30 protein-coding genes are annotated in these 25563 nt (G+C 65.9%); 13 read left to right on the top strand and 17 right to left on the bottom strand.

Features of this window, described 5'->3' with window-relative positions:
- The first annotated feature begins 19 nt into the window (after positions 1 to 19).
- The 3 genes from moaA to LSI54_RS02715 all read left to right on the top strand — a co-directional run bounded on the left by moaA (position 20) and on the right by LSI54_RS02715 (position 2046).
- Positions 20 to 1165, top strand: coding sequence for a GTP 3',8-cyclase MoaA (gene moaA, locus LSI54_RS02725; protein ID WP_446740414.1), 1146 nt, complete (start codon positions 20 to 22; stop codon positions 1163 to 1165).
- Between the two features lie 3 nt (positions 1166 to 1168).
- The gene (locus LSI54_RS02720) at positions 1169 to 1603 is read left to right on the top strand and encodes a MoaD/ThiS family protein (RefSeq protein ID WP_274617470.1); all 435 of its coding nucleotides are present in this window, start codon (positions 1169 to 1171) and stop codon (positions 1601 to 1603) included.
- A 62-nt stretch (positions 1604 to 1665) separates the two neighbouring features.
- Positions 1666 to 2046 (top strand): nuclear transport factor 2 family protein, encoded by a 381-nt coding sequence (locus tag LSI54_RS02715; RefSeq protein WP_241464212.1) that lies wholly within the window; start codon positions 1666 to 1668, stop codon positions 2044 to 2046.
- A gap of 20 nt (positions 2047 to 2066) precedes the next feature.
- On the opposite strand, the gene LSI54_RS02710 is transcribed toward LSI54_RS02715, so the two are convergent.
- From LSI54_RS02710 to LSI54_RS02700, 3 genes are all read right to left on the bottom strand, one after another.
- Entirely contained in the window at positions 2067 to 2513 is a 447-nt protein-coding gene (locus LSI54_RS02710; RefSeq protein ID WP_241470020.1) for a hypothetical protein, read from the bottom strand.
- A gap of 163 nt (positions 2514 to 2676) precedes the next feature.
- Positions 2677 to 3978 carry a M16 family metallopeptidase gene (locus tag LSI54_RS02705; RefSeq protein ID WP_241477703.1) on the bottom strand — a complete coding sequence of 434 codons (1302 nt, stop codon included), beginning with the start codon at positions 3976 to 3978 and terminating at the stop codon, positions 2677 to 2679.
- Between the two features lie 154 nt (positions 3979 to 4132).
- A complete protein-coding gene (locus LSI54_RS02700) occupies positions 4133 to 4564 on the bottom strand; it encodes an Lrp/AsnC family transcriptional regulator (RefSeq protein WP_106122999.1) in 432 nt (143 codons plus the stop codon).
- A gap of 148 nt (positions 4565 to 4712) precedes the next feature.
- Between LSI54_RS02700 and LSI54_RS02695 the strand changes: the two genes are divergently transcribed.
- The gene (locus LSI54_RS02695; RefSeq protein WP_241477702.1) at positions 4713 to 5741 is read left to right on the top strand and encodes an ornithine cyclodeaminase; all 1029 of its coding nucleotides are present in this window, start codon (positions 4713 to 4715) and stop codon (positions 5739 to 5741) included.
- A gap of 6 nt (positions 5742 to 5747) precedes the next feature.
- Positions 5748 to 6743, top strand: coding sequence for a citrulline utilization hydrolase CtlX (gene ctlX / locus LSI54_RS02690; RefSeq protein WP_241464208.1), 996 nt, complete (start codon positions 5748 to 5750; stop codon positions 6741 to 6743).
- Between the two features lie 133 nt (positions 6744 to 6876).
- Here ctlX and LSI54_RS02685 read toward each other — a convergent pair whose 3' ends face one another.
- The 3 genes from LSI54_RS02685 to poxB form a co-directional block, all read right to left on the bottom strand.
- The gene (locus LSI54_RS02685) at positions 6877 to 7479 is read right to left on the bottom strand and encodes a hypothetical protein (protein ID WP_241464207.1); all 603 of its coding nucleotides are present in this window, start codon (positions 7477 to 7479) and stop codon (positions 6877 to 6879) included.
- A gap of 476 nt (positions 7480 to 7955) precedes the next feature.
- Entirely contained in the window at positions 7956 to 8612 is a 657-nt protein-coding gene (locus LSI54_RS02680; protein WP_241477701.1) for a DUF6318 family protein, read from the bottom strand.
- 131 nt (positions 8613 to 8743) lie between these two features.
- Positions 8744 to 10459: a ubiquinone-dependent pyruvate dehydrogenase gene (poxB, locus tag LSI54_RS02675; protein ID WP_241477700.1), complete on the bottom strand. Its 1716-nt coding sequence runs from the start codon at positions 10457 to 10459 to the stop codon at positions 8744 to 8746.
- A gap of 167 nt (positions 10460 to 10626) precedes the next feature.
- On the opposite strand from poxB, the gene LSI54_RS02670 reads away from it, so the two are divergent.
- Positions 10627 to 11259 (top strand): NUDIX domain-containing protein, encoded by a 633-nt coding sequence (locus tag LSI54_RS02670; protein WP_241470026.1) that lies wholly within the window; start codon positions 10627 to 10629, stop codon positions 11257 to 11259.
- Between the two features lie 48 nt (positions 11260 to 11307).
- Here LSI54_RS02670 and LSI54_RS02665 read toward each other — a convergent pair whose 3' ends face one another.
- Both LSI54_RS02665 and cmtR read right to left on the bottom strand, forming a co-directional pair.
- A complete protein-coding gene (locus tag LSI54_RS02665; protein WP_241477699.1) occupies positions 11308 to 11952 on the bottom strand; it encodes a cation transporter in 645 nt (214 codons plus the stop codon).
- A complete protein-coding gene (gene cmtR, locus LSI54_RS02660; RefSeq protein WP_241464200.1) occupies positions 11949 to 12317 on the bottom strand; it encodes a Cd(II)/Pb(II)-sensing metalloregulatory transcriptional regulator CmtR in 369 nt (122 codons plus the stop codon). The genes LSI54_RS02665 and cmtR overlap by 4 nt, the downstream gene beginning before the upstream one ends.
- Positions 12318 to 12427: 110 nt before the next feature.
- On the opposite strand from cmtR, the gene LSI54_RS02655 reads away from it, so the two are divergent.
- On the top strand, positions 12428 to 12787 hold the full coding sequence (locus LSI54_RS02655; protein ID WP_241477698.1) for an ArsR/SmtB family transcription factor: 360 nt from the start codon (positions 12428 to 12430) through the stop codon (positions 12785 to 12787).
- The gene (locus LSI54_RS02650) at positions 12784 to 13260 is read left to right on the top strand and encodes an SRPBCC family protein (RefSeq protein ID WP_241477697.1); all 477 of its coding nucleotides are present in this window, start codon (positions 12784 to 12786) and stop codon (positions 13258 to 13260) included. The genes LSI54_RS02655 and LSI54_RS02650 overlap by 4 nt, the downstream gene beginning before the upstream one ends.
- Here the strand turns inward: LSI54_RS02650 and LSI54_RS02645 are convergent.
- A complete protein-coding gene (locus LSI54_RS02645) occupies positions 13244 to 13924 on the bottom strand; it encodes an ABC transporter ATP-binding protein (protein ID WP_342357788.1) in 681 nt (226 codons plus the stop codon). The two genes, LSI54_RS02650 and LSI54_RS02645, sit on opposite strands and share 17 nt — an antisense overlap.
- 83 nt (positions 13925 to 14007) lie before the next feature.
- On the bottom strand, positions 14008 to 15186 hold the full coding sequence (locus LSI54_RS02640) for an ABC transporter permease (RefSeq protein WP_241477696.1): 1179 nt from the start codon (positions 15184 to 15186) through the stop codon (positions 14008 to 14010).
- Between the two features lie 230 nt (positions 15187 to 15416).
- Between LSI54_RS02640 and LSI54_RS13105 the strand changes: the two genes are divergently transcribed.
- The 3 genes from LSI54_RS13105 to LSI54_RS02625 all read left to right on the top strand — a co-directional run bounded on the left by LSI54_RS13105 (position 15417) and on the right by LSI54_RS02625 (position 18346).
- A complete protein-coding gene (locus tag LSI54_RS13105; RefSeq protein WP_241477695.1) occupies positions 15417 to 16658 on the top strand; it encodes a sensor histidine kinase in 1242 nt (413 codons plus the stop codon).
- 65 nt (positions 16659 to 16723) lie between these two features.
- Positions 16724 to 17326: a response regulator transcription factor gene (locus LSI54_RS02630; protein WP_342357787.1), complete on the top strand. Its 603-nt coding sequence runs from the start codon at positions 16724 to 16726 to the stop codon at positions 17324 to 17326.
- Positions 17327 to 17413: 87 nt separating this feature from the next.
- A complete protein-coding gene (locus LSI54_RS02625) occupies positions 17414 to 18346 on the top strand; it encodes a cation diffusion facilitator family transporter (protein WP_241470033.1) in 933 nt (310 codons plus the stop codon).
- Positions 18347 to 18421: 75 nt separating this feature from the next.
- Here the strand turns inward: LSI54_RS02625 and LSI54_RS02620 are convergent, their stop codons facing one another.
- The 6 genes from LSI54_RS02620 to LSI54_RS02595 form a co-directional block, all read right to left on the bottom strand.
- The gene (locus tag LSI54_RS02620; protein WP_241477694.1) at positions 18422 to 18796 is read right to left on the bottom strand and encodes a hypothetical protein; all 375 of its coding nucleotides are present in this window, start codon (positions 18794 to 18796) and stop codon (positions 18422 to 18424) included.
- Positions 18797 to 18887: 91 nt separating this feature from the next.
- The gene (gene ku, locus LSI54_RS02615) at positions 18888 to 19799 is read right to left on the bottom strand and encodes a non-homologous end joining protein Ku (protein ID WP_274617469.1); all 912 of its coding nucleotides are present in this window, start codon (positions 19797 to 19799) and stop codon (positions 18888 to 18890) included.
- A 243-nt stretch (positions 19800 to 20042) separates the two neighbouring features.
- Positions 20043 to 20270 carry a hypothetical protein gene (locus LSI54_RS02610; RefSeq protein ID WP_241470035.1) on the bottom strand — a complete coding sequence of 76 codons (228 nt, stop codon included), beginning with the start codon at positions 20268 to 20270 and terminating at the stop codon, positions 20043 to 20045.
- 143 nt (positions 20271 to 20413) lie between these two features.
- Positions 20414 to 21301: a serine hydrolase gene (locus LSI54_RS02605; RefSeq protein WP_241477692.1), complete on the bottom strand. Its 888-nt coding sequence runs from the start codon at positions 21299 to 21301 to the stop codon at positions 20414 to 20416.
- Positions 21291 to 22169 carry a serine hydrolase gene (locus tag LSI54_RS02600; RefSeq protein WP_241477691.1) on the bottom strand — a complete coding sequence of 293 codons (879 nt, stop codon included), beginning with the start codon at positions 22167 to 22169 and terminating at the stop codon, positions 21291 to 21293. Before LSI54_RS02600 ends, LSI54_RS02605 begins: the two co-directional genes overlap by 11 nt.
- 110 nt (positions 22170 to 22279) lie before the next feature.
- On the bottom strand, positions 22280 to 23176 hold the full coding sequence (locus LSI54_RS02595; protein ID WP_241477690.1) for a LysR family transcriptional regulator: 897 nt from the start codon (positions 23174 to 23176) through the stop codon (positions 22280 to 22282).
- A 72-nt stretch (positions 23177 to 23248) separates the two neighbouring features.
- Here LSI54_RS02595 and LSI54_RS02590 point away from each other — a divergent pair, with 72 nt between their 5' ends.
- Positions 23249 to 24649 (top strand): MFS transporter, encoded by a 1401-nt coding sequence (locus LSI54_RS02590; protein WP_241464180.1) that lies wholly within the window; start codon positions 23249 to 23251, stop codon positions 24647 to 24649.
- A gap of 129 nt (positions 24650 to 24778) precedes the next feature.
- Here the strand turns inward: LSI54_RS02590 and LSI54_RS02585 are convergent, their stop codons facing one another.
- Positions 24779 to 25096: an XRE family transcriptional regulator gene (locus LSI54_RS02585; protein ID WP_241464178.1), complete on the bottom strand. Its 318-nt coding sequence runs from the start codon at positions 25094 to 25096 to the stop codon at positions 24779 to 24781.
- An 86-nt stretch (positions 25097 to 25182) separates the two neighbouring features.
- Here LSI54_RS02585 and LSI54_RS02580 point away from each other — a divergent pair, with 86 nt between their 5' ends.
- Positions 25183 to 25515 (top strand): cupin domain-containing protein, encoded by a 333-nt coding sequence (locus LSI54_RS02580; protein ID WP_241464177.1) that lies wholly within the window; start codon positions 25183 to 25185, stop codon positions 25513 to 25515.
- Positions 25516 to 25563 lie beyond the last annotated feature (48 nt).

The raw sequence follows: 25563 nt of genomic DNA, 5'->3' as shown, positions 1-25563 counted from the left end.
CAGTCGGGTCCAGCTGGGCATGCCCGCGCTGCCCTCCCAGCAGAGCGCATCCAGGCCCGGAGAATCAGGCGGGGGTCACGTCGGGCGCGACACCAGCGGCGCGGATCCGGCTCGCGGGCTGATGGACTCCTTCGGCCGCCGCGCCACAGACCTGCGGATCTCGCTGATCGACAAGTGCAATCTGCGCTGCACCTACTGCATGCCGGCCGAGGGGCTCCCCTGGCTGAGCAAGGACCAGCTGCTCTCCGCCGCGGAGATCCGCCGGCTGGTGCACATCGGGGTGAACACGCTGGGGGTGCGCGAGCTGCGCCTGACCGGAGGTGAGCCGCTGGTCCGTGCTGATCTGGTCGAGATCGTCGCGGCCCTGCGCGCCGATCACCCGGATCTGCCCATCGCGATGACCACCAACGCCATCGGACTCGAGCGCAAGGCCGCCGCGCTGGCAGAGGCCGGGCTGACCCGGGTGAACATCTCGCTGGACTCGGTGCACCGGGAGACCTTCGCCCAGCTGACCCGCCGCGACTCCCTGGACAAGGTGCTGATCGGGGTCGAGGCCGCCGCCGCGGCAGGGTTGACCCCGCTGAAGATCAACGCGGTGCTGATGCGCGGGATCAATGACACCCACGCCGCGGACCTGCTGGCATGGTCGCTTCAGCGCGGCTTCGAGCTGCGTTTCATCGAGCAGATGCCGCTGGACGGGGATCAGCAGTGGAACAAGGACGGCACGATCTCCGCCGCGGAGACCCGGGCGCTGCTCTCCGAGCGCTTCGTCCTGACCCCGACGCCGGAGAACCGCGACGGCGCCCCGGCCGAGCGCTTCGACGTCTACCCGCTGGGCACATCTGATGACGCGATCCTCAGCGGGCTGCACGGGCCGCCGCTGGGCCGGGTCGGGGTGATCGCCTCGGTGACCGAGCCGTTCTGCGCGGACTGTCGGCGCACCCGGCTCACCGCGGAGGGCCGAGTGATGAGCTGCCTGTTCTCCAACGAGGAGTTCGACCTGATGCACCTGCTGCGGAACCCCGCCACCACCGACGCCGAGATCGCCCAGGCCTGGGCCGAGGCGATGTGGGTCAAGCCCGCCGCCCACGGCACCGACCGCCCAGGCTTCGATCTGGCCAGCTTCCACCGCCCTGACCGCTCCATGTCCGCCATCGGAGGCTGAGCCATGACCGAGACCTCACCTGCGACGGCATCCCCCGCACCGGACACATCCGCTGCGCCTGTCCCGACGTCAGCGCCGAGCGCCGCGCCTATGACGGGTGCGCCGATCAGCGTGCGCTTCTTCGCCGCCGCCGCCGAGGCCGCCGGGGTCGAGGAGCTGCGCCTGCCGGTGCCCGCAGAAGGGGTCGCCGTTGTCGATCTGCTGACCGAGCTGCCCCGGCTGGTCCGGGAGCAGCTGTCCACCACCGCCGGCGGTGACGACCCTGCGGGCGACCACGACCACGACCGCAACACCAACGACGGCGCCGCGGTGCCCGGCCTGGAGCGGGTCTGCGCGCGAAGTTCGTTCCTGGTCAACGGGGTTCGAGCCCGGTCCGAGACGGCTCGGCTGCACCCCGGGGATCAGCTCGATGTGCTCCCGCCCTTCGCCGGCGGCTAGGCCTGCCGCTCCCGGCCCCGAAGCGCTGACAGGCCGCGGGAGGGACGAGTAGATTCCCGATCATGATCAGGACGCCGATGGAGACAGCTCTGGCGCAGTTCGCGGCCTACCGCGTCGGGGACCGCCAGGCGGCGCGGATCCTCCTCGATGAGGACATGACCTTCACGTCTCCACAAGATGACCATCTGGACAAGGCCGCATTCCTGGAGACCTGCTTCGCCACCGCCGAGCGCTTCCTGCGCCACGAGATCACCGCTGCGGTCGAGATCGAACCCGGCACGGTGATGCTGCGCTATACCGCTCAGCTGCCGAACGAGCCGCCGTTCAGCAATGTGGAGCTGGTGAAAGTGGTCGATGGGCAGATCACCGAGATCGAGCTGTACTTCGGCGGGGTCGAGGCCAAGGGGTCGGGTCCGAGTCCGATCTGGCCAGGTCGACACTGAAGCCGAGCCGAGCCGCTGGGTCAGGGTGCGAGCTCAACCTCAGTCAGCGGCACGACCTCGCGGTCTCCCAGCGGCTGGTCGAGCTCGATGACCAGGGCCACGTAGCGGGCCTCCTGGGTGCAGGCGGAGCCGACTGCGTCGGGCAGGGTGCCCGAGATGGTGGCCACGCGAACCTCCGTGTCATCCTCTTCCACCACCGACCGCACGCCGTAACAGGCAGGATTGCCGCTGTAGAAGGCCAGCTGGAGCTCCGTCTCGGAGGCGGTGCTGTATTCCTGCCAGCTGGAGAGGTGTTCGGACACCAGCTCTGGTGCCTCCTGAACCGGGGTGGGGATCATGTCCGGGACTTCACCGCCATCGTCAGGCCCCGCGCCGTCGATGTAGGCGCCGCTGCCGTCGGCACCCTCGTTCGGGTAGGTCACCGCGGGGGCGCTGGTGGACTGATCGCCAGGGCTCTCTGCCCTCATAGGGCCTGAGTCGCCCGCGCAGGAGGTCAGGAGCATAAGGCCGAGAGACATGACCACGACGCCGGACCGCCGGGAAGCAGCTCGACTCCGGCTGCGGCTGCGGCATCCACTTCGACTGCGGTGCATGAGACCCCCTCGGTCCGCCTGCAGTGACTCTTCCAGTCTAGGCGGGGCCGACCACCGTGACAGCTCGTGGCGAGCTGGCAAGCCTGGCCGCGACCTTGCGCACGTCCTCGGCGGTGATGGAGTCGATCTGGTGCAGCGTGTCGGAGATGTCGACGAACTCGCCGCGCACCAGCTCGGCCCGGCCCAGTCGGGACATCCGCGAAGAGGTCTCCTCCATGCCCAGCACGGTGCCGCCGCGCAGCTGACCCTTCGCGCGGGTGAGCTCCTCGGCGCTGACGTGGTCGGTGGCGATCCGGTCGAGTTCCGCGGCCATGACCTCGGTGACCTTGGCGACCTTGTTCGGCAGGCAGCCGGCATAGAGGCCGAAGTAGCCCGCGTCGGTCATCGCCGAGGAGAAGGAGTAGGTGGAATACGCCAGGCCGCGGCGCTCGCGAACCTCCTGGAAGAGTCGGGAGGACATGCCGCCGCCGAGCACCGCGTGCATCACCGAGAGCGCGAAGCGGTCCTCGTCGGAGGCCGCCATACCGCGGCCGCCGAGGATCACCTGGGACTGCTCCACGGGTTTGATGATCGTCTCGGTGCCGGCGCGGACCGGGATCTCGGTCTCGCGACCGACCCGGCGCTGCGCAGGTGAGCCGGGGACGGTCATGTCCCAGGAGGACTTGTCCAGCGCCTCCGCGATGAGTGAGACCACATGGTCATGGTCGAGCCCGCCGGCGGCGGTGATGACCAGCTCGTCGGGGCGGTACCAGCGCTGGTAGTGGTTGAAGACGTCCTCGCGGCTGGCGGCATTGATCTCCTTGGGCGTGCCCCCGATGGGCCGGCCCAGCGGGTGACCGTCGAGGACCTGGGAGCCGAACCGCTCGTGGACCACGTCCTCGGGATCGTCCTCGGCCATGGCGAGCTCTTCAAGGATGACCCCGCGCTCGATCTCCATCTCGGCCGGATCCAGCAGCGCGGAGGTGACGATGTCGGTGAGCACCTCGACCGCCATGGGCAGGTCGGTGTCGAGCACCCGGGCGTAGTAGCAGGTGTGCTCCTTGCCGGTCATCGCATTGGACTCACCGCCCACGCTGTCGAAGGCCGAGGCGATCTCCAGCGAGGAGCGGGTCTCGGTGCCCTTGAAGAGCAGGTGCTCCAGGAAGTGGGTGGAGCCGTGCTGGTGGGCGGCCTCGTCGCGGGAGCCCACTCCGATCCAGAAGCCTAAGGTGACCGAGCGCTGGCCCGGCATCTCCTCGGTGAGCACACGCACCCCGGCGGGGAGCACGGAGCGGCGGACGGTGGAGCCGGCGTCGTTGTTCAGGACGCCTTCGGTGTGGGGATCAATGGTGACGCGCATAGGCCCCCAGGTTACCTGGGTGGTTGAGTTATCCGGCACTTACGTATCGGCCGGAGAACTCAACCAGCTAGGAGGAACGGCGGGAGAACGACGACGGCGCCGGTTCGGCCCCCAGCGGGCGGCTCAGCTCTCCAGCATCGGCGCGGACCCGGGCTCAGCGGACCACCGAGCTGAGCAGCAGGCTGGTCTCACTGTTGACCACTCCCTTGATCCCGCGGACGCGGCGCAGCACCTCGTCGAAGTCGCGCAGATTCTCACACGAGATCTCCGCGACCAGGTCCCAGCCCCCGTTGGTGGTGTGCAGCGCCATGATCTCGGGAAAGCCGCGCAGCTCGGCGATCACATGATCGGTGGTGCGCCCGACGACCTCGATGAAAGAGATGGCGCGGACCTCGCCGGTCTCATTGTGGTCGTGGACGCGCACGCTGAACCCCACGATGACCCCTTGGGCCTTGAGCTTCTCGATTCGGCTGGTGACCGTGGCCCGGGCGACTCCGAGCTGTTCGGCGAGCGCCGCTACCGGTGCGCGGCCGTCCTTGCGCAGCGCGGAGATGAGTCGACGGTCGAGGTCCGTGAGGCGAGGCATGTGCATAATGCTAACCGAAACCTGCCAAACTGCCACCTGAGTGCCCCGAAATTCAACAGAACTGCTCTTACATGTACACATCGAGATCCCTAGGCTGAGACTCATCACCCTGGCACGATTCACGCACCACCCCTTGAAGGAGTTCCTCATGACGCAGTTCGTCGACGTCGGCAACATGGCCCGCTGGATCCAGCGCGAGGGCGTGGAGCAGCTGATGACCGAGATGATCCAGTACCTCGAGGCCGACTTTCGCCGCTGGGAGAGCTTCGACAAGATCCCGCGCATCGCCAGCCACACGCCGTTCGGCGTGATCGAGCTGATGCCGACCTCCGACATGGAGACCTACGCCTTCAAGTACGTCAACGGGCACCCGCTGAACCCCTCCCGCGGGTTCCAGACCGTCACCGCCTTCGGCATGCTCGCCGATGTGGACAACGGCTACCCCACCTTCCTCGCAGAGATGACTCTGCTGACCGCCCTGCGCACCGCCGCGACCTCCGCGATGACCGCGAAGGCGCTGGCCCGCCCAGACTCGACGCGGATGGCGCTTATCGGCGCCGGCTCCCAGGCGGAGTTCCAGGCACTCGCGATCCGCTCGGCGCTGGGCATCGAGGACCTGCAGGTCTTCGATGTGGATCCCGCCGCGATGAGGAAGCTGCGCCGAAACCTGGAGCCGCTCGGCTTCAACGTCACCCTGGCGGAGTCCACCGATGAGGCCGTGGCCGGGGCCGACATCATCACCACCTGCACCGCGGACAAGGCGCAGAACACCATCCTGAGCTCTGCGCAGATCTCCCCCGGCGTGCACATCAACGCTGTGGGCGGAGACTGCCCGGGCAAGACTGAGCTGGACGCCGAGATCCTGCGCCGTGGCCGGGTCTTCGTGGAGTACCCGGAACAGACCCGGATCGAAGGCGAGATCCAGCAGGTGGAGCCTGATTTCCCGGTGGTCGAGTTCTGGCAGGTGCTCACCGGCGCCGAGTCCGGCCGCCAGTCCCCTGAGCAGATCACGATCTTCGACTCGGTGGGCTTCGCGATCGCGGATCTCTCCGCGCTGCGCTTCGTCCGCGACGCCACCGCCGGCACCGATCTGCAGACCTCGCTGGACCTGGTCGCCGACCCCGAGGACCCGAAGGACCTGTTCTCACTGGTCAGCTCGATGAAGCCGGTCGGGTGATCGTTGATGACTGAGGTGATGAATGCGCCGGTGGCGCGTTTCCGCGTCACCGCAGAGCAGGTGACCGAGCAGGCCCCGTCCCGAGTGGTGCTCGTGCGACCGCACCAGTTCACGCCCAACCCGGAAACCGCTGCGGACAACAGCTTCCAGCAGCGGATCCTCGACGCGCTGCTGCCCTCAGCCGCCCGGGAGTCCGCCCGCCGGGTAGCCGATGCGGCCTACGCCGAGGTCACCGAGCTCGGCCGCACCCTGGAGCGACTGGGCATCGGCGTGGACATCTTCGATGACCCCTCCGCGGAGACGCCTGACAGCGTGTTTCCGAACAACTGGTTCAGCACCCATCCCGACGGCACGGTCACGCTGTATCCGATGTATGCGGAGAACCGCCGGGCTGAGCGGCGCGGCGACATCGTGGCGCACCTGCAGGAGACCCATCGGGTGCGCCGCGTGGTGGACTACTCCTCGGCGGAGCGCTTCGGCGAGTACCTCGAGGGAACGGGTTCGATGGTGCTCGATCACCGCGCCCGGCTGGCCTACGCCTGCCGGTCACGTCGGCTGTCCGCGGGCCTCTTTGCTGAGTTCTGCCGCGACTTCGGCTACGCCCCGGTGCTCTTCGACGCCACCGACGGCGACGGGGTGCCGGTCTATCACACCAACGTGATGATGTCGGTCGGCACCGACCTGGCACTGATCAGCAGTGACATGATCCGCGACCGGGCTCAGCGCGAGCACGTGCTCGGCGTTCTGCGCGATTCCGGCAGGACCGTGGTGGAGCTCAGCGAAGCCCAGGTCGGCCGCTTCGCCGGCAACTGCCTGGAACTCGCGGGGACCGACGGGCGCTACCTGGTGCTGTCCACGACAGCCGAGGCGAGCCTGACGGACGCTCAGCGGGAGACCATCGCCGCGCACTGCACGTTGATGCCGGTCGATGTCTCCACCCTGGAGGCCGCTGGCGGGTCAGTGCGCTGCATGATCGCCGGCAACCACCTCCCCCGCCGCTGACCCCATCCTGGGCAGTTGAGTTCTCCGGTCGATACGTATGGACCGGAGAACTCAACTGCCGGGGAGGATCTGCCGGGAACGGACGACGACGGCGCTCGGTCACCTCATCTTTGGGTGGCCAGCAGGCAAAGGGTCACTCCCCCAGCCAGTTGCCGTTGGCGTCGTACTGGTCCGCGAAGATCTTCGGTGGGGTGTCGCCCGGTTCGAGGGTGACTGGTCCGTTGCAGCCCCAGTCGACGGTGTTGCGGCAGGAGCCGGAGACGTTGCGCGCGGCGACTCGCCAGATGTCGGCCTCACCCGGTGAGGCCTGGACCTCCACGGATCCGGGGATGACGATCCACGGTCCGCTGCCGACCCGGTACTCGCCGACGAAGGTGGTGCTCAGGCTGACCGGGAAGCGCCCGGTCTCGGTGTAGACGTGACTCGTGGGTGTCTCTTGATTCGTCTTGACCACCGCTTCGCCCTGCCAGCTGTCGGGCATCGGTTCCCCGGGGTCGTGTGTGACCCGGCTGGCACCATCGCCGTAGTCCCATAGGAAGCTCTGCGGGTTCACTCGGATCTCCACCGGAACGCCGAGAAGGGTCTGATTCAGGTTCTGTGTCTCGACGTCCGCGAACATGTGGGTATGCCGGCCCCGGTAGCCGAAACCGAGAAGGTCGGGTTCGAACTCGACGGAACCTCCGGCGATCGGGAGGGTGGCGAAAGCTTCTTCGACGGCGCCGGGCAGGAGCGCCATCACATCGACAGCCTCTTCCCCTTCGTCCCCCTCGACGTCGGGGACGGCCGCTGGCGCGCAGATGTAGCCAGAAAACTCGCCAGTATCGACAGGGCTTACGGCGTCCATACCCTGGGACGCGCATTGCTCAATCAGAACCACCCGACAATCGGCTTGACCCTCCCCGCTCTCCGTTCCGCAGTAGGTTGGCTGCGACTCCGGCACCGAAATCGGCGGACTGGCATCTTGTTCGTCCGCACTAGACGCCCCGCCACGGTCGTTGCGGACACCTGGCAGTTGGTGCTCCGCGCGAGTCCTAGGACTTTCACACCTAGCACTTCCTTGAGCACCTCCTCCCTCCCAGGCCACTATGTGATCGCAGCTTCGGGATTGCGGCGTGCCAGCGGAAGCCATACCAAGTGTCACTCCGACAGGGACCGCCACGAGGCTGGAGATTATCCAGACAACCGATCCAACTCTTGCTTCAGACCACAGTTTCATTGTGGGTCCGCGATACTGAGCTCAAGGACCCACCACTGTGCTCCGTCATAGGCGAGAGACGCCTCGGCAGCGTAGGTTTCGTCCGTCACCTCACCGAGGCTTTCTCCAGAAGTGTCGTGCGCGGCGTACCCACCTTCAACGAGAGTGAATAAGATTCCGGCATTGCCGCCGGTTGTGATTGACGAGACGATTTCATCGGACGTGGTGGCACCCTCCGCGACATACCATCCACCCTCTGCCTCATAAAGGTCATAGAACTGGTCGATTTTGTTATTGCACGTCTCGCAATCCGGAGCCGAGACTGCGGAGACAGGCTCGAACTCGCCAGTAAGTTGCAGGTACGTAATCGCCTCAAACCAGTACTTCAGCGCCGCCAGCGCGCCCTCTTCGGTCTCCTCATAGATCTCATCCGGAACCTCAGGCTCGGGCCAGTTCTGCGCGGGTCCATCCGAAGACGCAGGCACCGGCGTCGGCGACGATTCAGGCTCTTCGGCCTCGCTCCCGTCACCACTCGACTGCTCCGGATCCGAAGCTCCACCCTCCGGTGAGGTCTCCTCCGCACTCGGCTCAACATCCGCTCCACCAGACTCAGCCCCAGCATCGTCACCCCCACAGGAACTCAGCGCCAGCCCAAGAACCAGCACAACACTCACCACACCAAGCCGACCCGCTGAAGTGTTCATGAACCTGTCCCGTTCAATCCGTCACGGCCACTGAAGCAACAGACTAAACAGAACCGCCCCGGCGCAACAGGGGCCGGGGCGATTCTGTGGAGGGCGAAGAATCAGAACAACTGGCGGAGATTCGTCTTCGCGAGGTCGACAAGTTCATCCCCGCGGCCACTGAGAACCGTCCGCACCGCATAGAGCGTGAAGCCTTTTGCCTGCTCAGCGGTGACACTCGGCGGCATCGAAAGCTCCTGGCGCTCGGTGACAACATCCAGCAGCGCCGGGCCGTCGTGCGCGAGGAACTCCTCGACGGCGGCTGGAAGATCCTCAGACTTTTCCACCCGGATCCCCTTGATATCCATCGCCTCGGCCACTTTCGCGAAGTTGGGATTCTTCAGCTCGGTGCCGAAATTGACGATGCCGGCGGCCTTCATCTCCACCTCCACGAAGTTCAGCGAGGAGTTGTTGTAGACCACGGTCTTGATCGGCAGCTCGTTCTGGGTGATGGTCAGCAGCTCCCCCATGAGCATCGCCAGCCCACCGTCACCGGCGAGCGCGATCACCTGCTTCTCCGGCTCGGCCATCTGCGCGCCGATCCCCTGCGAGATCGCGTTCGCCATGGATCCGTGGCTGAAGGAACCGAGCAGCCGGCGTCGTCCGTTCATCGTCAGGTACCGGCAGGCCCAGACCACGGGTGAGCCGACGTCGGGAAGGAAGATCGCGTCGTCGTCCGCGGCGTCGTTGATCAGCTTGGTCAGGTACTGGGGATGAATGGTCCGCCGCGAAGGCGTCGCCAGCGCGTCAAGATCCTTCCGGGTCTTCGCGTAGTGCTTCGTCGCACCGTCAAGGTGCCGGGAATCCTGATGTACATCGAGCTTCGGCAGCAGCGCCTCCACGGTGTCCTTGACCGACCCGACCAGCCCGACGTCCACCGGGGTGCGTCGGCCGATCTGGGATCCGCGGATGTCGACCTGCACCACCTTCGCGTCCTCGGGATAGAACTGCTGATACGGCAGGTCCGAGCCGAGCACCAGCAGCGTCTCGCAGGCCGCCATCGCAGCGTAACCGGAGGAGAACCCGAGCAGCCCGGTCATTCCAACGTCGTAGGGGTTGTCCCACTCCACGTGTTCTTTGCCGCGCAGCGCGTGCACGATCGGGGCCTGCAGACGCTCGGCGATCGCCAGCAGCTCGGGGTGAGCTCCGGCGGTGCCGGCACCGGCCAGGATCGTCACGCGCTCGCAGGTGTTCAGCGCCTCGGCGGCCCGGTCCAGATCGGCCTCGGCAGGAATGACCCGGGAGTGCATCGACCGGATGGTCTCAGCCTCGGCCTGGCTATCGGCGAGCGCCACGTCTCCGGGGATGACCAGCACGGCTACCCCGCGCTTCTCGATGGCTTCGCGCATGGCGATGCGCAGCAGCCGCGGCATCTGGTCCGCGTGGGCGACGTGCTCCACATAGACGCTGCATTCGCGGAATAGCTCCTGCGGGTGGGTCTCCTGGAAGTAGCCGGACCCGATCTCCTCGCTGGGGATGTGCGCGGCGATCGCGAGCACCGGGGTCCGCGAGCGCTGCGCGTCGAAGAGGCCGTTGATCAGGTGCAGGTTGCCCGGCCCGCAGCTTCCCGCGCAGACCGCGAGCTCCCCGGTGACCTGGGATTCCGCGCTGGCGGCGAAGGCGGCCGCCTCCTCATGGCGGGTCGGCACCCATTCGATGGTCCCCGCGGCGCGCAGCGCATCGGTCAGACCGTTGAGCGAATCCCCGGAGATCCCGTAGATCCGCTCTACTCCGCTGGCGTGCAAGGTATCAACGATGTTCCGTGCGACTGTCGGCATGAGCGTCCTTCCCTTCAGGGTCGCCGCTCCCCGAGTAAAGGCCACGGCGCGTATGTCCGCAGTCTAGAACTCCGGGCCCCGTGCGCCTATGGGCCAGGTCGTGCGGAGGACGACGACGGCGGGCCCTGTTCAGCGGCCGAGGCACCAGCCCCACGTAGGCTGGCTCCATGCCGATCTATGACTCCCCCGCTGAGCACCCCATCCTGGGGGCCAAGTCCCTGCAGTCGACGCCGATCTATGACCTGGTCGAGGAGACCTTCAGCTTCGGCAAGAACGGCCAGACGCTGACCCGCGCGTTCCTCAAGCACCTCAGCGCCGTGGCCGTCCTCGCGATGGACGAGCAGGACCGGGTGCTGCTGATCCGGCAGTACCGGCACCCGCTGCGGCAGAACATGTGGGAGATTCCGGCAGGACTGCTCGACGCCGAGGGCGAGCCGATGCTCGACGCCGCAGCGCGGGAACTCCACGAGGAAGCCGACATCAGCGCCGACACCTGGCACACCCTGGCGGACTTCCACACCAGCCCCGGCGCCTCCAATGAAGGCATCCGGATCTACCTGGCCCGGGGCATCACCGAGACGCCGGAACATGACCAGCACGAGCGCGAGGGCGAAGAGGCCGAGATCGAGAAGGCCTGGATCCCTCTGACTGAGGCTGTGCAGGCGGTGCTCACCGGGCAGATCCGCAACCCCAGCGCCGTGACCGGAGTCTTGGCGCTGCACGCGATCAGGACCGGTGCAGGGGAGCTGCGCGACCCTCGTGCGCCCTGGACTGATCATCCCCGCGGCATCAAGCCCTAGGCGCCCACTTCCCTCTTCTCGAGCAAGACTTCCCGGTCCCCGATGGCGTTACGTCTTCAGGTCATCGAGGACCTCGAGCGGTGACTCGACATCACCGCGCCACGCTTCGATCCCTTCACGCAGCGCCAGGGCCGCGATGACCAGTGCAGCCACGGAGTCGGCCCACATCCAGCCGAAGAGGGTGTTGAGCAGCAGCCCGAGAAGCACCGCCCCGGAGAGATAGACGCAGAGCAGCAGCTGCTTGGCGTCGGCCTGGACGCTCTTGGATCCGAGTTCGCCGCCTGTGCGGAACTCGAACCAGGCGAGCAGCGGCATGACCACCAGGCTCGCCACGGCGATGCCGATGCCGACCGGACTGTGATCGACCTGCTCCACCCCGGTCAGGGTGAGGATCGCGTCGATGCTGACGTAGGCGGCCAGTGCGAAGAAAGCGATACCGATGGCGCGGACGGTGGCCTTCTCCCACCGTTCAGGATCCTTTCGGGTGAACTGCCAGGCCACCGCGATCGCCGAGGCGACCTCGATCACGGAATCGAGTCCAAAGGCGATCAATGCCGTGGAGGAGGCGGCCACCCCGGCCCCGATCGCCACGGCAGCTTCGATCACATTCCAGGTGATGGTGAAAGCAACGATGAGCCGCACCCGACGGTGCAGCTTCGCCCGCCGCGTGGGCGTCACGGACTCCAGGCTCATTGACGCTCCACAGTTGCCGAAGCTTCACGACAACCAGACACGGAACAGGCCGGGTCCATACATGGCACGCTCTCATCCACCGCGAGAGTCACCTCCAGCAATGCGGTCAGGGCGACGGCGAGGTGTGGGTCAGCTATGGCGTAGCGAGTCTGGCGCCCCTCGGTCTCAGCGACCACGATTCCGCATCCCCGCAGGCAGGCGAGGTGGTTGGAGACATTCGTGCGGCTCAGTGCGAGTTCACGTGCCAGCTTCGCCGGGTAGCCCGGTTTCTCGAGCAAGGACAGCAGAATTCGGGAGCGAGTCGGGTCCGACATCGCCCGTCCAAGGCGGTTCATCACCTCCGCGCGGGAAACATTGGTCAGCATGGGATGACTATACATCGAGCGCTGACCTATCAATCCAGGCGCCAGACTCTTGACCCATGCTCAGGACCCCTTCTAACGTGTAAGCAACTACTTACGCATTGGAGGCGCTCTTGCCACCCAAGGACCCGTTGAGCGTCACCTTCAGCGCCCTGGCCGATCCGACCCGTCGGGACATCCTGAACAGACTGCGACGCCGGCCGCTCACCGTGAGCGAGCTCGCCAAGCACTACCCGATGAGCCGCGCCGGGGTCTCCCAGCATCTGAGCGTTCTGGAGCGGGCAGAGCTGGTGAGCCGCAATCGCCGCGGGCAGTGGATCGACTGCTCGATCACCCCGGCGTCCCTCGATGAGGCATCCCAGTGGATCGAGAACCAGCGCAGGCAGTGGAATGAGCGGCTGGATCGCCTTGAGGAGTACCTCAACAATCACCCATCCAAGGAAGATGCATCACGGAAAGGCGAAGAGCAATGATCGATGAATCCAAGGGCTTCACCCTGGTGCGGACGTTCGCGGCCACGCCGGAGCAGGTCTGGACTGCGTGGACAGACCCCGATGCCGCAGCACAGTGGTTCCATCCCGAGGGTGCCACCACACCGCGGGAGTCGGTGGAGATGGACGTGCGTGTGGGCGGACGCTACACCTACACGATGGTCAATGATGAGGACGGCACCGAGGTGGTCACCGCCGGCGACTACCGAGAGGTCTCCCCCTTTGAACGCCTCGTCTTCACCTGGGGTGACCCGCACAGCGATCCCGACGACGCCCCGGTGGTCACCCTCGTCCTGGCCACCACCGACGCGGGCACCCAGCTGACCTTCGACCTCCGCGGTGCAGAGGGCGCCAAGGGGGACAACTTCTTCTACGACGGCTGGGACAGCGCGCTGAATGTCCTTGACTCCTTCCTCCAAGACGACAGCCACAGGTCGACTACCGCTCAGAAATGAGGCGACCATCACGGATCGTCACGGTTCGGTCGGTCAACGTCGCCATCTGCGCATCATGAGTCACGATCACCGTTGCAGTGTTGAACTGACGCGTGGTGCTGACGAGCAGTTCGAGGATGGATCGGGCCCGCTCGTGGTCCAGCGCGGAGGTGGGCTCGTCCACCAGCATCACCGAGGGTCTGCCCATGAGTGCCCGGGCGATGTTGACCCGCTGGCGTTGGCCGCCGGAGAGCTGGTGCGGACGCCGGTTCGCGACAGACGCCAGACCGACCAGATCCAGCAGTTCCGCACCCTGTTCTTCTGCCGCCTTCAGCTGCCTGCCTCGGTCGCCGCGCAGATGTGCAGTGAGCACCAGCTGATCCAGCGCGGTGAGGCTCGGCAGGAGGTTGGGCTGTTGGAAGATGGTGCCGACGTGGTCTCGGCGCAGGGTGGTGAGCTCGCGCTCACGCATTCCGGTGAGTTCCCTGCCGGCGAGGTGCACCGAGCCGGAGCTCGGTCGGATGAGTGCCGCGGCCACGGCCAGCAACGATGATTTTCCCGAGCCTGAAGGACCGACCAGGGCCGTGACGGTCCCGGCCTCTGCGCTGAAATGGACCGCATCGAGTGCCCGAAGCGTGCGGGCCTCTCCGTTCTCGTCGACGCCGTCCGGATAGGTCAAGGTCACGTCCTCCAGCCGAAGAGCAGCGGCATCTCCACAAGTCGGAGCCGACGGTGATGGCATGGGTGCGGTCTGGATCGATGTCATGCTCAGTTTCCTCCGAGGGCGAGAAGTGGATCGACGCGGGAGACGCGTCGAGTCGTCAGGGCGGCACCGGCAACGCCCAGTGCGACGACCCCGAGGACCGGGGCCGCGACGGTGACAGGCGTCAGCACGAACGGCACGGTGTTGGCGATGAGCAGTCCTGCTGCCCAGGCGGCCAGTCCGCCGGTGAGGGCGCCGAGAGAAACCACGATGGCCGCTTGGGTCAGCGCGTCGCGGACCAGGTAGCCGCGGGAGGATCCCAGCGCGCGGAGAACCGCGAGGTCACGCGTGCGCTGGATGGTCCACACGGTGAGAAATGACACGACCACCAGCGCGGATATGCCGTAGAGGAATCCCTGCATCATCACCAGTGAGCCGCGCTCTGACTGGTAGGCGGGCAGAGCGTTGAAGGCTCCCTGAGTGTCGGTGGAGACAGTGCCAGCCTGGTCATTGACCGTGGCGAGGGCCTCGGTGGACAGATCATCTGCGGCAGCTCGTCCGGCTGCCTCAGGCACCGCGAGAGCTGGAACCGCGGCAGCGGGTACCGCGAGAGCGGTCGCCACAGTGTCCTCGCCCAGATGAGCGATGCCCGCGAAGTCTTCGATGGACGTCCAGACCACCGGGACGTGACTGTAGAACTCGTCGTCGACCATCCCGGCAACGGTGAACTCACCGGAGGACAGGCGCAGGCTGTCCCCCAGTGCCAAGTCGAGATCCTCTGCGATCACAGAGCTGAGGATCACCTCGCCTTCATCCGGATGCGGCCAACCTTGAATCGCCTGCAGTCCCGGGGCAAGCGTGGTGTCCTGCTCCACGCTGAAGACCGCGACCGAGGCCGCTGTCCGGCTTGAGCCCTCCTCCGCGTCATCAGCACTGGTTTCAACCCGGGTCTGCGTCATTCCCAGCCGCTCCACGGCGCCTGCACCCAGAGCCTCCTCCCAGATGTCCAGCTCGGCTGCGGTGATCCCTGATTCGGTGAAGGAGGGATGATCATCCGCGTCCGCTGGCGCGCTGAAGATGACGTGTGAGGCGTCGAGTCGCTCCAGTGCTGAGGTGTTCTGATGACCGAGACCGTTGGTCAGGCCTGTGAGCAGCACCAGGAGCATGGTGATGAGCGCGACGACTCCGCCGATCAGCGCGAAGCGCCCTTTGGCGAAGGTGATGTCCCGAAGGGATAAGTACATGGCGACTCCAGAGAGCAGGTGTTGGGTGATGATCTTGCTCTCCAGAATTCTGGAATCAGGCCGCTCAGGGATCGTGTGATCGGTTGATCCCGCAGGTCCCTTCGGTGGACGCCAGGCTCAACCGAATGGTTGATCCGGCGGGGAGTCCGCCTCGGTACGATGATCAAGTGGACGACCACGGCCCACGAGCATTGTCACTTGTCGTGGAGCAGTCGAGGAGGGCATCGCTGGTGGGAGAGGTCTCCACGCCCGACATCCTGCGTGGTCTGAGGATCAGCCTGCATGTCAGCTTCGCCGCCCTGCTGCTCATCGGAGTGCTGCGCGTCGTCGTCGGCATCCGTTCTGCCTTCGGGGGCGAATGGCTCGTCGTCTCACTCAGCATTCTGCTGGCGTGCATCTACGTCATCGGAACCGTCTGGGAAAGTCGGTTCGCACAAGGTCAGACCAGCCGCAATCCCCGACGCTTCGTGCTGCCGTGGCTGGGCGCAGTCACCCTCGTGTGGGCGGTGATGACGCTGGCCAGCCCCGACTTCTCCTGGGTGGCGTTCCCGCTCTTCTTCCTCTACCTGGTCGTCCTGCCGACAGGACCGGCGATAGCGAGCATCGTGGGTCTCACAGCGGTGGTGATCCTGGCCCAGTTCATGCACGCGCCGTCGGGTGATTTTCATCTGGCAATGGTGATCGGGCCATCCCTGGGAGCCGCTTTCGCCGTGGTCGTCGGCTTCGCCTACCGGGCGGTATACCGAGACAACGAACGCCACCAGCGAACGATCCGTCAGCTGCAGGCAGCTCGGCTGGAGCTTGCCGAGCAGGAACAAGAGGTGGGGCGCGCAGGCGAACGGGAAAGACTGGCCCGCGAGATCCACGACACCCTCGCCCAGGGACTGTCCTCGATCGTGCTGATGACCCGCGCCGCACGGCAAGAACTGGAGAATCAGCACCCGGACAGGGCGCTTGAACGCATCGACGTGATCGAGGAGACGGCGGCAGAGAACATGGCCGAGGCCCGACGTTTCGTGCGGGATCTGAGCTCACCCGCCCTGGACTCCGATCTCCTCACAGCCCTCCGCGAGGTATGCACCCGGACTGCCGAGCGGGCGCACGCCGAGGGACAGGAGCTCCAATGCAAGTTTCGAAACGAAGGCGAGCTGCCTGACCTGCCGCTGAACCACCGTGCAGTGTTCTTGCGTGCAGCCCAGTCGCTGCTCGGCAACGTCGTGGCCCACGCGCGCGCTCACACAGCCGTGGTCACTCTGCAGGTCTGGCCCGATGCGGTCTCATTAGACGTGGTCGACGACGGGATCGGCTTTGCCAACGACGACGACGCCCAGCTCGAACGACAGGACGCCCCCAGCTACGGACTGGCCAAACTCGCGGCGCGCGCTCGCGAGCTCAACGGAGCACTGACCGTCGAGTCGGCTCCGGGCAAGGGCACTGCGGTGAACATCCGACTTCCCCTGGAGGGCCAGTGACACCCGGACCCACGACACCTGAACCCACAACACCCGGCCCGACGACGCAGGTGCGCGTCCTTCTCGTGGATGACCACCCCGTGGTCCGCTCAGGGGTGAAGGCGCTGCTGGAAGGTTCGGGGAAGCTGCGCCTGACCGCTGAGGCCGGCACCGGTGAAGCGGCGTTGGAGATCCTCGCGGTCTCTGCCCAGGAGGTGGATGTGGTGGTCATGGATCTGCAGATGGGTGCAGGCATGAGCGGGGTCGAAGCCACGAGAAGGATCACCGCGGAGCATGACCTTCCGGTGCTGATCCTGACGACCTTCGACACTCAGGCGGACATCGTGGCCGCCATGGGTGCCGGCGCGATCGGCTACCTGCTCAAGGACGCACCGTCGGAGACCGTGCAGCACGCGGTGCTGGACGCCGCGGCGAGGAAATCCGTGCTGTCCCCCTCCATCACCGCGCAGATGATGAAGCGACTCGCGTCACCAGCGACGGCGCTGACTCCGCGTGAGATCGAGATTCTGCAGCAGCTGGCCACCGGAGCCACCAATCGTGACCTGGCCCGCGTGCTCTTCATCTCGGAGGCCACGGTCAAGACTCACCTGGTCCACATCTACGACAAGCTCGGCGTGGAGAATCGCACGCAGGCCATCGATCGAGCACGCGCTCAGCACATCATCTGACCTGGCCATTGCTAGGCTGACCGCGCTTTATCGCGGTCAGCAGCCCTCTTCTCGGGCCTTCCTCATCTATGAAAGGGCTTCAACGCCGTGCGTACGGAACAACAGGCCTTGAAGGTCTCCCTGGTGGGAGTCCTGATCGTCTCTGCGCTGGGAATCGGGTTCGGCGTCGTCTCCGGATCGTTCGCCATCCTCTTCGATGGTGTCTTCTCGCTGGTCGATGCGGTGATGTCAGTCGTGTCGATCACTCTCGCGGGACTCATCGCGAAATCAGCGTCGAATGCGCTCTCGAAACGGACACATGATCGATTCACCATGGGTTTCTGGCATTTCGAACCGATCGTCCTGGCGGTGAACGCCCTGCTGATGATGTCGGTGGCCGCCTACGCACTCTTCCAAGCGATATCGGCTCTGCTGACGGGTGGCCGTGATGTCGAGTTCGGCCCCGCGGTGGTCTACGCCGCCGTTGTAGTCGTGTTGACCCTCGTGATCGGGTTCATCGAGCATCGAGCGAACAAGAAGCTCGGCTCGGCTCTGGTCGCGATGGACGTGAAGGGCTGGATCATGGCCGGAGGAGTGACCGGAGCTCTGCTTGCGGCCTTCTTGATCGGCATGCTGATCGAGGACACCGACGCGGAATGGGCGATGCCCTATGTCGATCCAGCGGTGCTGGCGATCGTCGCTCTGATCCTTCTTCCCATGCCGTTCTCCACATTGCGCAGGGCCCTGGCCGAGATCTCCCTGGTGACTCCACCCGAGCTCAAGAGACAGGCCGAGGGAGCAGCCCAGGACGTCACCGAGTCAGAAGGCTTCACCGACTATCGGGTCTACGCCGCGCAGCAGGGACGAGCGCGCACGATCGACGTCGTCTTCTACGTTCCCACAGGCATGGGGCTTCGATCCTTGGAGGACTGGGATCGCATCCGTGACGAGACCCGAGCGCAGCTGGACGGTGAGGATCCGCACAGTTGGATCACAGTCTCCTTCACGACGAAGACACCACCTCCGCAGCCGCAGCCCTGAGAACACCTTCGCCGCTTCTGCCCGATCGAGCAGAAGCGGCGAAGAGAGACCCAGCAGAACCGTCCGTGGAGATTCCTAGATGAAGCCTGGCACGAGGACCGCCACCAGGACGTTGACGGTGGCGAGGATGCCGGCGGCGTGGGTCAGCTTCTCGCTTGCCCGCTGGTTGTTCTTGCGGGACTTGCTCGCGGCGATCTCCAGTGCCGCGACCACGGCGAGGGAGACCAGCAGCTTGATCCCGATCTTGAGATGGTTCACATCGGCGCCTCCCCAGAGGTCGGCGGCCTCGCCCAATGCGACGATCAGCAGGCCGCTGAGAAGCAGGATGCGGCCGCCCCAGACCATGACTGGCCAGGGTCGTGGCTTGCGGAGGACCACGAAGTACCCGCCGATGACGGCAGCCATCGCGAACAGGTGGGCCAGGACGCTGAGGTCGTAGATGATATCCATACCTCCAGCCTATGGAATGAGCCAGAGGTTCAGGCGCGCAAGGTGTCAACCGAATGGTTGATCTTCGCGGCACTGACGAGCCGGAGCCTGATCAACTGGCCTTCTTCTTCTGGCTGGAGCCGCTGTCCTTCGAGGAGTTCTTCGAAGAACCACCCTTCGCGGGACCCTGAGATCCCTCACCTTTGGAACCCTCAGACTCCCCAGCACCCTTCCCCGAGCTCTTCCGCCGGGAGTCCACCGACTGCTTCAGCGCCTCCATGAGGTCGATGACGTTGCCGTCGCCGTCGTCCTCATCCTCGACGTTGCCGAAGGTCGCGTCGGTGTCGATGTCCTCCCCGTGGGCGAGCTTCTCCTCCACGAGCGTGTGCAGCTGGTCCTGGTATTCGTCCTTGAACCGCTCCGGGTCGAAGTCCTCGGCGTAGGCGTCCACCAGCGAGGTGGCCATCTCCTGCTCCTTCTTCGTGAGCCGCGACTTGGGGATGTCGAAGTCCGGTTCGCGCAGCTCATCGGCCCAGCGCAGCCCTTGCAGCACGATCACGTCCTCACGGACCCGCAGCACCCCGAGCCGGGTCTTCGTGCGCAGCGTGAACGTCACGATCGCCACTCGGGAGGACTCCTCCAGGGTTCGACGCAGCAGCACATAGGCCTTCGCAGACTTCCCCGCGGGCTCGAGGTAGTAGGACTTGTCCAGCACCATGGAGTCGATCTGGTCCTCGGGTACGAACTGCTCCACCGCGATCTCCTTGGAGTCATCCGCGGGCAGCTCCCCGAGCTCCTCCTTGGTGAGCACGACGGTGGACTCGCCTGAATCATAGGCCTTGTCGATGTCCTTGTAGTCGACCTTCTCGCCGCAGACCTCGCAGTGGCGCTGGTAGCGGATCCGCCCGCCGTCCTCGTCGTGGACCTGATGCATGGACAGATCGTGGCTCTGCGTGGCCGAATACAGCTTGATCGGCACCGTCACCAACCCGAAAGACACGTCTCCAGACCAGATCGCCCGCATGGGTCACTCCTGAGGTTGTTCGTCATGGGTTCTTCGTCATTGCTCTTGGGCTAATGACATCACAGCCGTCTGGGTCCGGACAGATAGAGCGGACGATGACGGCGCGGGCTCGGCTGGGAGACGCGGCGGCGGCAGGGGAGCTGGGCCAGCAGGTAGGCCGCGATGAGCAGCATCTGAATGCACCCACACACACGGAGGGGCACTGCCGATGATCGGCAGTGCCCCTCCGTGGAAGTCTGAGATTCAGCGCTTCTTGCCGTTGTTCTCGTACTGCGAGAGTGCCAGGCCCAGTCCGAAGAGTGTCGGCGCCCACTGGCCGACGAAGATGCCCCATCGGTCTGCCTGCGGCTTGGAATCGTCATTCTTGTAGCGGGAGAGCGCCCAGCTGCCGAAGGACAGCCCCACTGAGACCAGTGCGGCGTTGTAGGCGTGCTCGGAACGTAGACCCAGATTATGCAGTGTCGTCAGCATGTTGACTCCTCAAGAACATCGTTGTCAGTACCCGGACAAACTCGGCACCTGACTTCAACGTATGGGCGCCGCCTGGTGACTCCATGTTTTTTACCTCCGCCTAGGCTTTGCACGCCGGAGTGCCAAGCCTAGGCGCGCGGCGGTCAGCTCAGCGCCGAGTGGTAGGCCGCCAGGCCAAAAGTGCCCAGCACGGCCGAGACGTCCCGTGGGGATCGAACACCAGCCGACGACGGCGGCAGGTGGGCTGCCAGATGCACCCACTCCCCTGCGTGGTTGGGCAGGGAGAGCATCGAGCTGTATCCGCGCTGCGCGCCGGCGGCGGTGAGCTCCCAGCCCGAGAGGGTCTGGTGCGGCACTCGTTTCGGCCCGAAGCCTGGGAGCGCCGCGGCCAGGCCGGCGGGTTCGAAGACCTTGCCCATCCAGCCGTGGAGCCGGTGACGGGTTTCGGAGGAGACTCCCCCGGCTGCGGCTGGACCGTTCCCGGTTTCGCCCGGGGTCCCAAGCGCACGCAGCAGCTGCAGGTTTGCGGAAGCAGTCGTCTCACCGACGAGCCCCTCGCCCCATGATTGATCGCGCTCCAGGCCGGTCAGCCGAACAGCATCGAGGCCCAGCTTCGCGACCAGGCCCTGGGCTTCGGTGAGCAGGTCGACTCCCTCGGACGCGGCGAAGTCCAGCAGCGCGAGCACACAGGCGCCGTCGCCGGTGGAGAAGACCAGTTTCACCGCGTCGTCAACACTGAGCGTCAACTCCCCGGCCATCAGTCGCAGCGTGCCCGAGCGGGCTCCGACGCGGTGATCAGAGGTCACTGTGAGCGGACGCCCGAGGAAGCCCCCGTCCCCCTCGGCGAGGAGGGCCAGGGTCAGGCCGAGCAGCAGCTTGCCCGTGCCTGCCAGGTCGTGCGGTTCATCCGCCCGGGATTCGGCACCCACCCCAGTAGATTCAGCAGACCCAGCGGCGCCCACGGCGAAACGCGCCTCCGGATAGGTCGCCGCACATTCCTCAAGGCTCAGCATCTTCACCTCAGCGACCAAGGGCCCACTCCTGAACTGCCAGTCCCAGCTCGGCGAACAGATCAAACGCCGCCACCCGCCCGGGGACCCCGGAGGGCAACACGGTCGGGATGTTCTCGGCGTAGGCCGCGACTGCTGCCAGAGGTGCACCCGACGCCGAGAGCGCCAGTCCCACCTGGGAGAGGCTGCGCAGCCCGCGCCCGTTCTTCTCCGCGAACCGGATCTGAGTACAGGCGACCCCCAGCGCCGGGGTGAAAAGCCCGAGCATCGCATCACGCGCGAACTCGCACAGCTGCTGCGACAGCATCAGCTCAGCGGCGGCGAGGTCATCCACGCACCCGCGGCCCAGCTGCTCCAGCAAGCGGGACTGATCCCGCGCCGTCGTCGTAGTGAGAGTGTCCAGTGAATGACTCCAGGTCAGGTCTCCGGTGCGGGGGAAGATCTCGCGGTGCAGGGTGGCGTGGAGGCCCATCCAGGCGCAGTAGTCGTTGACCCATTGCAGCGGGTCAGGCCGGACGGAGCCGATGGCGGCGAAGACCAGCTGGGTGCAGATGTTGTCCGAGGTGCTCATCATCTGCAGCAGGCAGTCGCGCAGGCTCAGCGAGATCCCAGCGGAGAGGCTGCGCATGATCCCGGCCTGGACGCCGTCCTTCATCTCCTCGGTGATCACCGAGCGGTCTTCCAGGCTCAGCTCGCCGGTCTCCACCAGTGCGAGGCAGGCCAGCAGCACGCTGACCTTGCGAGTGCTGAAGGAGGCGGCGGCGCGGGTCGAGTCCTGGCCGACGACCTCGCCGGTGCCGATCGGGCGGATCTCCCAGGACAGCGCGAAGGGCTGGTCTGCGGCTAAGCGCGTGACCGCGGATTCGAGGTGCTGCAAGGACTGCTCCACAAGGCTCCTCATCACTGCGGGCGCCGGACGAGTCCAGCATAATCGCGAGCGCTGACCTGTCCGCGCGCTGTACGCCTCACGCGTCACGCGCCCGGTTCACTCGGAAGCACCTAGGTCGGACGGGCCCGCTCCAGGGCGTCGATCACGGCGTCGATCCGCGGGTTGCCGCGCGAGCCTGCCCGGAAGGTCAGCATGATGCGGCGGTGCGGTCGATGCTCACCGGCGAGCGGGACGCGTCGAACGTGCGGATGTGAGATCTCCTGCGCGATCCGCGGCACCGCCGAGATGCCCAGACCCGCGGCCACGAGAGCCGCCGTCGCGGTGAGGTCCTGTGCGTAGTGGCTGGATCGCGGCGCATAACCCGCTGATCGGGTCGCCGCGTAGAGCTCCTTGTAGGAGTCCTGGTGCGGCAGACCGGTGATCCACTCCTCGTTGCGCGCCTCTTCCAACCGCACCTCCTCCCGCGAGGCGAAGGCATGAGACTGGTGCACCAGCAGGTCGATGGGATCGTCCATGAACTCCGCGACCTCAAGGTAGGCGGGGAGGCGACTCGTGGATTCATCGGCCACGAAGAGGCCCACATCGATTGCGCCGGTCTCGAGAGCTCGTGTGATCCCCTGCGAATAGATCTCCTTGGCCATGGGCCGCAGCAGCTGGTGATCCTCCCGGAGTCGCACCACGGCCGGGGTCACCACTGAGGTCAAGACCGTGGCGAAGCCGCCGATCGACACGGGTCCGCAGAGCTCGGTGGCGGCCGAGGCTGTGTCGCTGAGCGCTGATTCCCACGCGGCGTTCAACGCCCGGGTGTGCTCGACCAGCCGATGGCCTGCCGCAGTCAGTTTCACCCGACGCCCCTCGTGCTCGAGAAGGTCGAGGTCGATCTCCGCCTCGAGCTGTTTGATCTGCCGTGACACCCCCGAGGGGCTGCGAAACATCGCTTCCGCAGCGGCCGTCACCGTCCCGTATTCACTCACGGCGACCAGGAGCTGCAGGCGGGAGTCGATCATGAATCAATACTGCACGATCATCGTGACTATGTGAACCTGGACGCAGGCTTCTGAGTCCGTTGAACTGGGCCCATGCCCCACTCCACAATCTCCACCGTCTCCCGGCAGCACGAACCCCCGATCTCTCTGGCCCGCCTGACCGGGATCCTGGCGGTGTTCACGGTGGTGCTGGTCATCGGCGGGACCGATATGACCAAAGTGGCTGTGGCGCTGCCCGAACTCACCGAACAGCTGTCGCTGGGCCCGGTCCAGGCGCTATGGGTCGCCGATGCCTACGCCCTCACCACGGGCATCGCGATCATTCCCAGCGCAGTCCTTGCTGATCGCTATGGACGAAGGCGCGCCTACCTTGCCGGGCTGACCGTCGCCATGGCAAGCGCCCTTCTCGCAGGGACCGCTGCCGATCCCACGATGCTGATCATCGGACGGATCGGGCAGGGGGTCGGGTCCGCCCTGCTCATCGCGGCCACCGTGGCGATCATCCGCGTCTCATTCCCCACCGAGAGATCTCGCGCCTTCGCCTATGGCCTCTGGGTCTCCAGCTTCAGTGCCGGCGTCGGTCTCGGACCGCTGCTGGGCGGCGTCCTGGTGGAGCACCTGCCCTGGGCGTGGATCTTCTGGGTCAACGCACCGGTCCTGGGCCTGTGTCTGCTCGCTGCGGCCTTGGTGCTGCCCGAGTCGAGGAACGCACATCCCCCGGGCCTGGATCCGTTCAGCATCGGGTCCTCGACGATCGGAATTGCGGCTCTGATCCTGGCGCTGAAATCGATGCCGCGGGACGACTCCGTCGTGATCGCGCCGGCACTCCTTCTAGGAGGCGCGGTCGCCCTGACTGCCTTCTGCGTCCGGCAACTCCGACTGCGCCGGCCGTACCTGGACGTCGCGCTGTTCAAGAACCCGGTGCTCGCGGTCTCGGCGCTGAGCATCGCGGCCACCACGGGACTCTTCAACGGCACCCTCTACCTGCTCACCCAGCAGCTCCAGCTCGTTGACGAGCGGTCCGGCATCGAGGCCGGCCTGGTGCTCCTGCCCCTGGCCGCGGCCAGCGTCCTCGGCGGCGTGCTGAGCCCTGGACTGAAACGGTGGATCTCCGAGCCGTACCTCTTGATCTCAGGGTTCCTCTGCACGGCGTCGGGTGCCCTGCTGTTGATCTCGTTGCCGCAGACAGCCCACCCTGCGAGCCTGATGCTGCTCGGACTCGGTGCCGGCACGGTGATGGCCATCGCGTCGAACGCCTTGATGAGCTCCGCTCCGACCACCCGCACAGCCGATGCCGGCGCGATCCAGGAAAGCGCCTTCGCCCTGGGTGCCGGGATGGGCATCGCCACCCTCGGGGTGCTGTCCCTGCACTTCAGCGCGCTGGACGGTGACGATCTGGGAATCGGGATCCACTCTGCCCTGGGAGTCGGCGCGTTCATCTACGCCTGCCTCGCGATTCCAGCAGCCCTCATCTCCTTGGCACGACGGCGCTGAGCTGCGGCCTGCGGAGCCTGGACGACGGCGAGGAAGCAGGCCTCGATCATCTGGCAACGCTGCACGGGGTGGGTCCCAAGGTGATTCGCATCCTTCGGGAAGCGCGGCAGGAACAGCTCGAGCAGCTGTTCAGATGTCGTCCTCGTAGGCAGGTCCGCCCTCGCTCTCCCAGCGGCCCAACTGACGAGCCTTGGAGGCGTTGTACTTGCGCCGCACCCCGTAGCCGCCCTCGTCGTCCTCATCGAAGAAGACGGCGCCGAATCGCTCCAACGCCGCCCGCAGCTTCTTCTTGGCTTCTGGGTCCAAACCGGATCCGCGGTGTTCGAAGTCGCGGACCCTCGCGGGCTCGAGCGAGGCCTCCTCACTGATCTCTTCGACGGACACCTGTGTGAGCGCGCGAGCTGCCCGGGCCAGGTCTGGGGTCAGCGGAGCGAGATATCGTTTCATCTTCCCAGTGTGTCAAATACCACACCTTTCGGGAATGGCCATGAGAATGGCATCGCCGTCACCCTCAAGAGATCGGAACAAGCACCATGCAGAAGACCTCACTGATCGCACTGGCACGGCATGAACTTGAGCAGGCTCGTAAGGCGTCCAGCGGCAGGAGCGCGAAGACGGTGTTCGGGGGTCATGAGCATCAACTGCGGCAGACTCTCATCGCCCTACGGGCAGGTGAGGAGCTCTCCGAGCACGAGAACCCCGGGGAAGCCACCTTGCAGGTGCTGGAGGGCCGAGTCTTGCTGAAATCCGGTGAGGCGTCCTGGAACGGATCACCCGGAGATCTCCTGACCATTCCGGACGGACTGCATTCGCTGGACGCCGTCGAAGACGCCGTCATCCTTCTCACGGTGGTCAAGCAACGCTGAACGCAACTCCGCGAAGATCAGGCTGAATCACCTCACCGTCCGGCAGGT

It is taken from the genome of Nesterenkonia sp. AY15 (assembly GCF_022565855.1).
GTDB lineage: Bacteria > Actinomycetota > Actinomycetes > Actinomycetales > Micrococcaceae > Nesterenkonia.
The sequence above is the reverse complement of the archived record's forward strand: the minus strand, read 5'-3'. Positions and strand labels throughout refer to the sequence as shown.

Coding starts and splice junctions, on each gene's coding strand:
- moaA (WP_446740414.1), top strand. CDS start 20: ATGCCCGCGCTGCCCTCCCAGCAGAGCGCATCCAGGCCCGGAGAATCA.
- LSI54_RS02720 (WP_274617470.1), top strand. CDS start 1,169: ATGACCGAGACCTCACCTGCGACGGCATCCCCCGCACCGGACACATCC.
- LSI54_RS02715 (WP_241464212.1), top strand. CDS start 1,666: ATGATCAGGACGCCGATGGAGACAGCTCTGGCGCAGTTCGCGGCCTAC.
- LSI54_RS02710 (WP_241470020.1), bottom strand. CDS start 2,513: ATGAGGGCAGAGAGCCCTGGCGATCAGTCCACCAGCGCCCCCGCGGTG.
- LSI54_RS02705 (WP_241477703.1), bottom strand. CDS start 3,978: ATGCGCGTCACCATTGATCCCCACACCGAAGGCGTCCTGAACAACGAC.
- LSI54_RS02700 (WP_106122999.1), bottom strand. CDS start 4,564: ATGCCTCGCCTCACGGACCTCGACCGTCGACTCATCTCCGCGCTGCGC.
- LSI54_RS02695 (WP_241477702.1), top strand. CDS start 4,713: ATGACGCAGTTCGTCGACGTCGGCAACATGGCCCGCTGGATCCAGCGC.
- ctlX (WP_241464208.1), top strand. CDS start 5,748: ATGACTGAGGTGATGAATGCGCCGGTGGCGCGTTTCCGCGTCACCGCA.
- LSI54_RS02685 (WP_241464207.1), bottom strand. CDS start 7,479: ATGGCGCTCCTGCCCGGCGCCGTCGAAGAAGCTTTCGCCACCCTCCCG.
- poxB (WP_241477700.1), bottom strand. CDS start 10,459: ATGCCGACAGTCGCACGGAACATCGTTGATACCTTGCACGCCAGCGGA.
- LSI54_RS02670 (WP_241470026.1), top strand. CDS start 10,627: ATGCCGATCTATGACTCCCCCGCTGAGCACCCCATCCTGGGGGCCAAG.
- LSI54_RS02665 (WP_241477699.1), bottom strand. CDS start 11,952: ATGAGCCTGGAGTCCGTGACGCCCACGCGGCGGGCGAAGCTGCACCGT.
- cmtR (WP_241464200.1), bottom strand. CDS start 12,317: ATGCTGACCAATGTTTCCCGCGCGGAGGTGATGAACCGCCTTGGACGG.
- LSI54_RS02650 (WP_241477697.1), top strand. CDS start 12,784: ATGATCGATGAATCCAAGGGCTTCACCCTGGTGCGGACGTTCGCGGCC.
- LSI54_RS02640 (WP_241477696.1), bottom strand. CDS start 15,186: ATGTACTTATCCCTTCGGGACATCACCTTCGCCAAAGGGCGCTTCGCG.
- LSI54_RS02620 (WP_241477694.1), bottom strand. CDS start 18,796: ATGGATATCATCTACGACCTCAGCGTCCTGGCCCACCTGTTCGCGATG.
- ku (WP_274617469.1), bottom strand. CDS start 19,799: ATGCGGGCGATCTGGTCTGGAGACGTGTCTTTCGGGTTGGTGACGGTG.
- LSI54_RS02610 (WP_241470035.1), bottom strand. CDS start 20,270: ATGCTGACGACACTGCATAATCTGGGTCTACGTTCCGAGCACGCCTAC.
- LSI54_RS02595 (WP_241477690.1), bottom strand. CDS start 23,176: ATGATCGACTCCCGCCTGCAGCTCCTGGTCGCCGTGAGTGAATACGGG.
- LSI54_RS02590 (WP_241464180.1), top strand. CDS start 23,249: ATGCCCCACTCCACAATCTCCACCGTCTCCCGGCAGCACGAACCCCCG.
- LSI54_RS02585 (WP_241464178.1), bottom strand. CDS start 25,096: ATGAAACGATATCTCGCTCCGCTGACCCCAGACCTGGCCCGGGCAGCT.
- LSI54_RS02580 (WP_241464177.1), top strand. CDS start 25,183: ATGCAGAAGACCTCACTGATCGCACTGGCACGGCATGAACTTGAGCAG.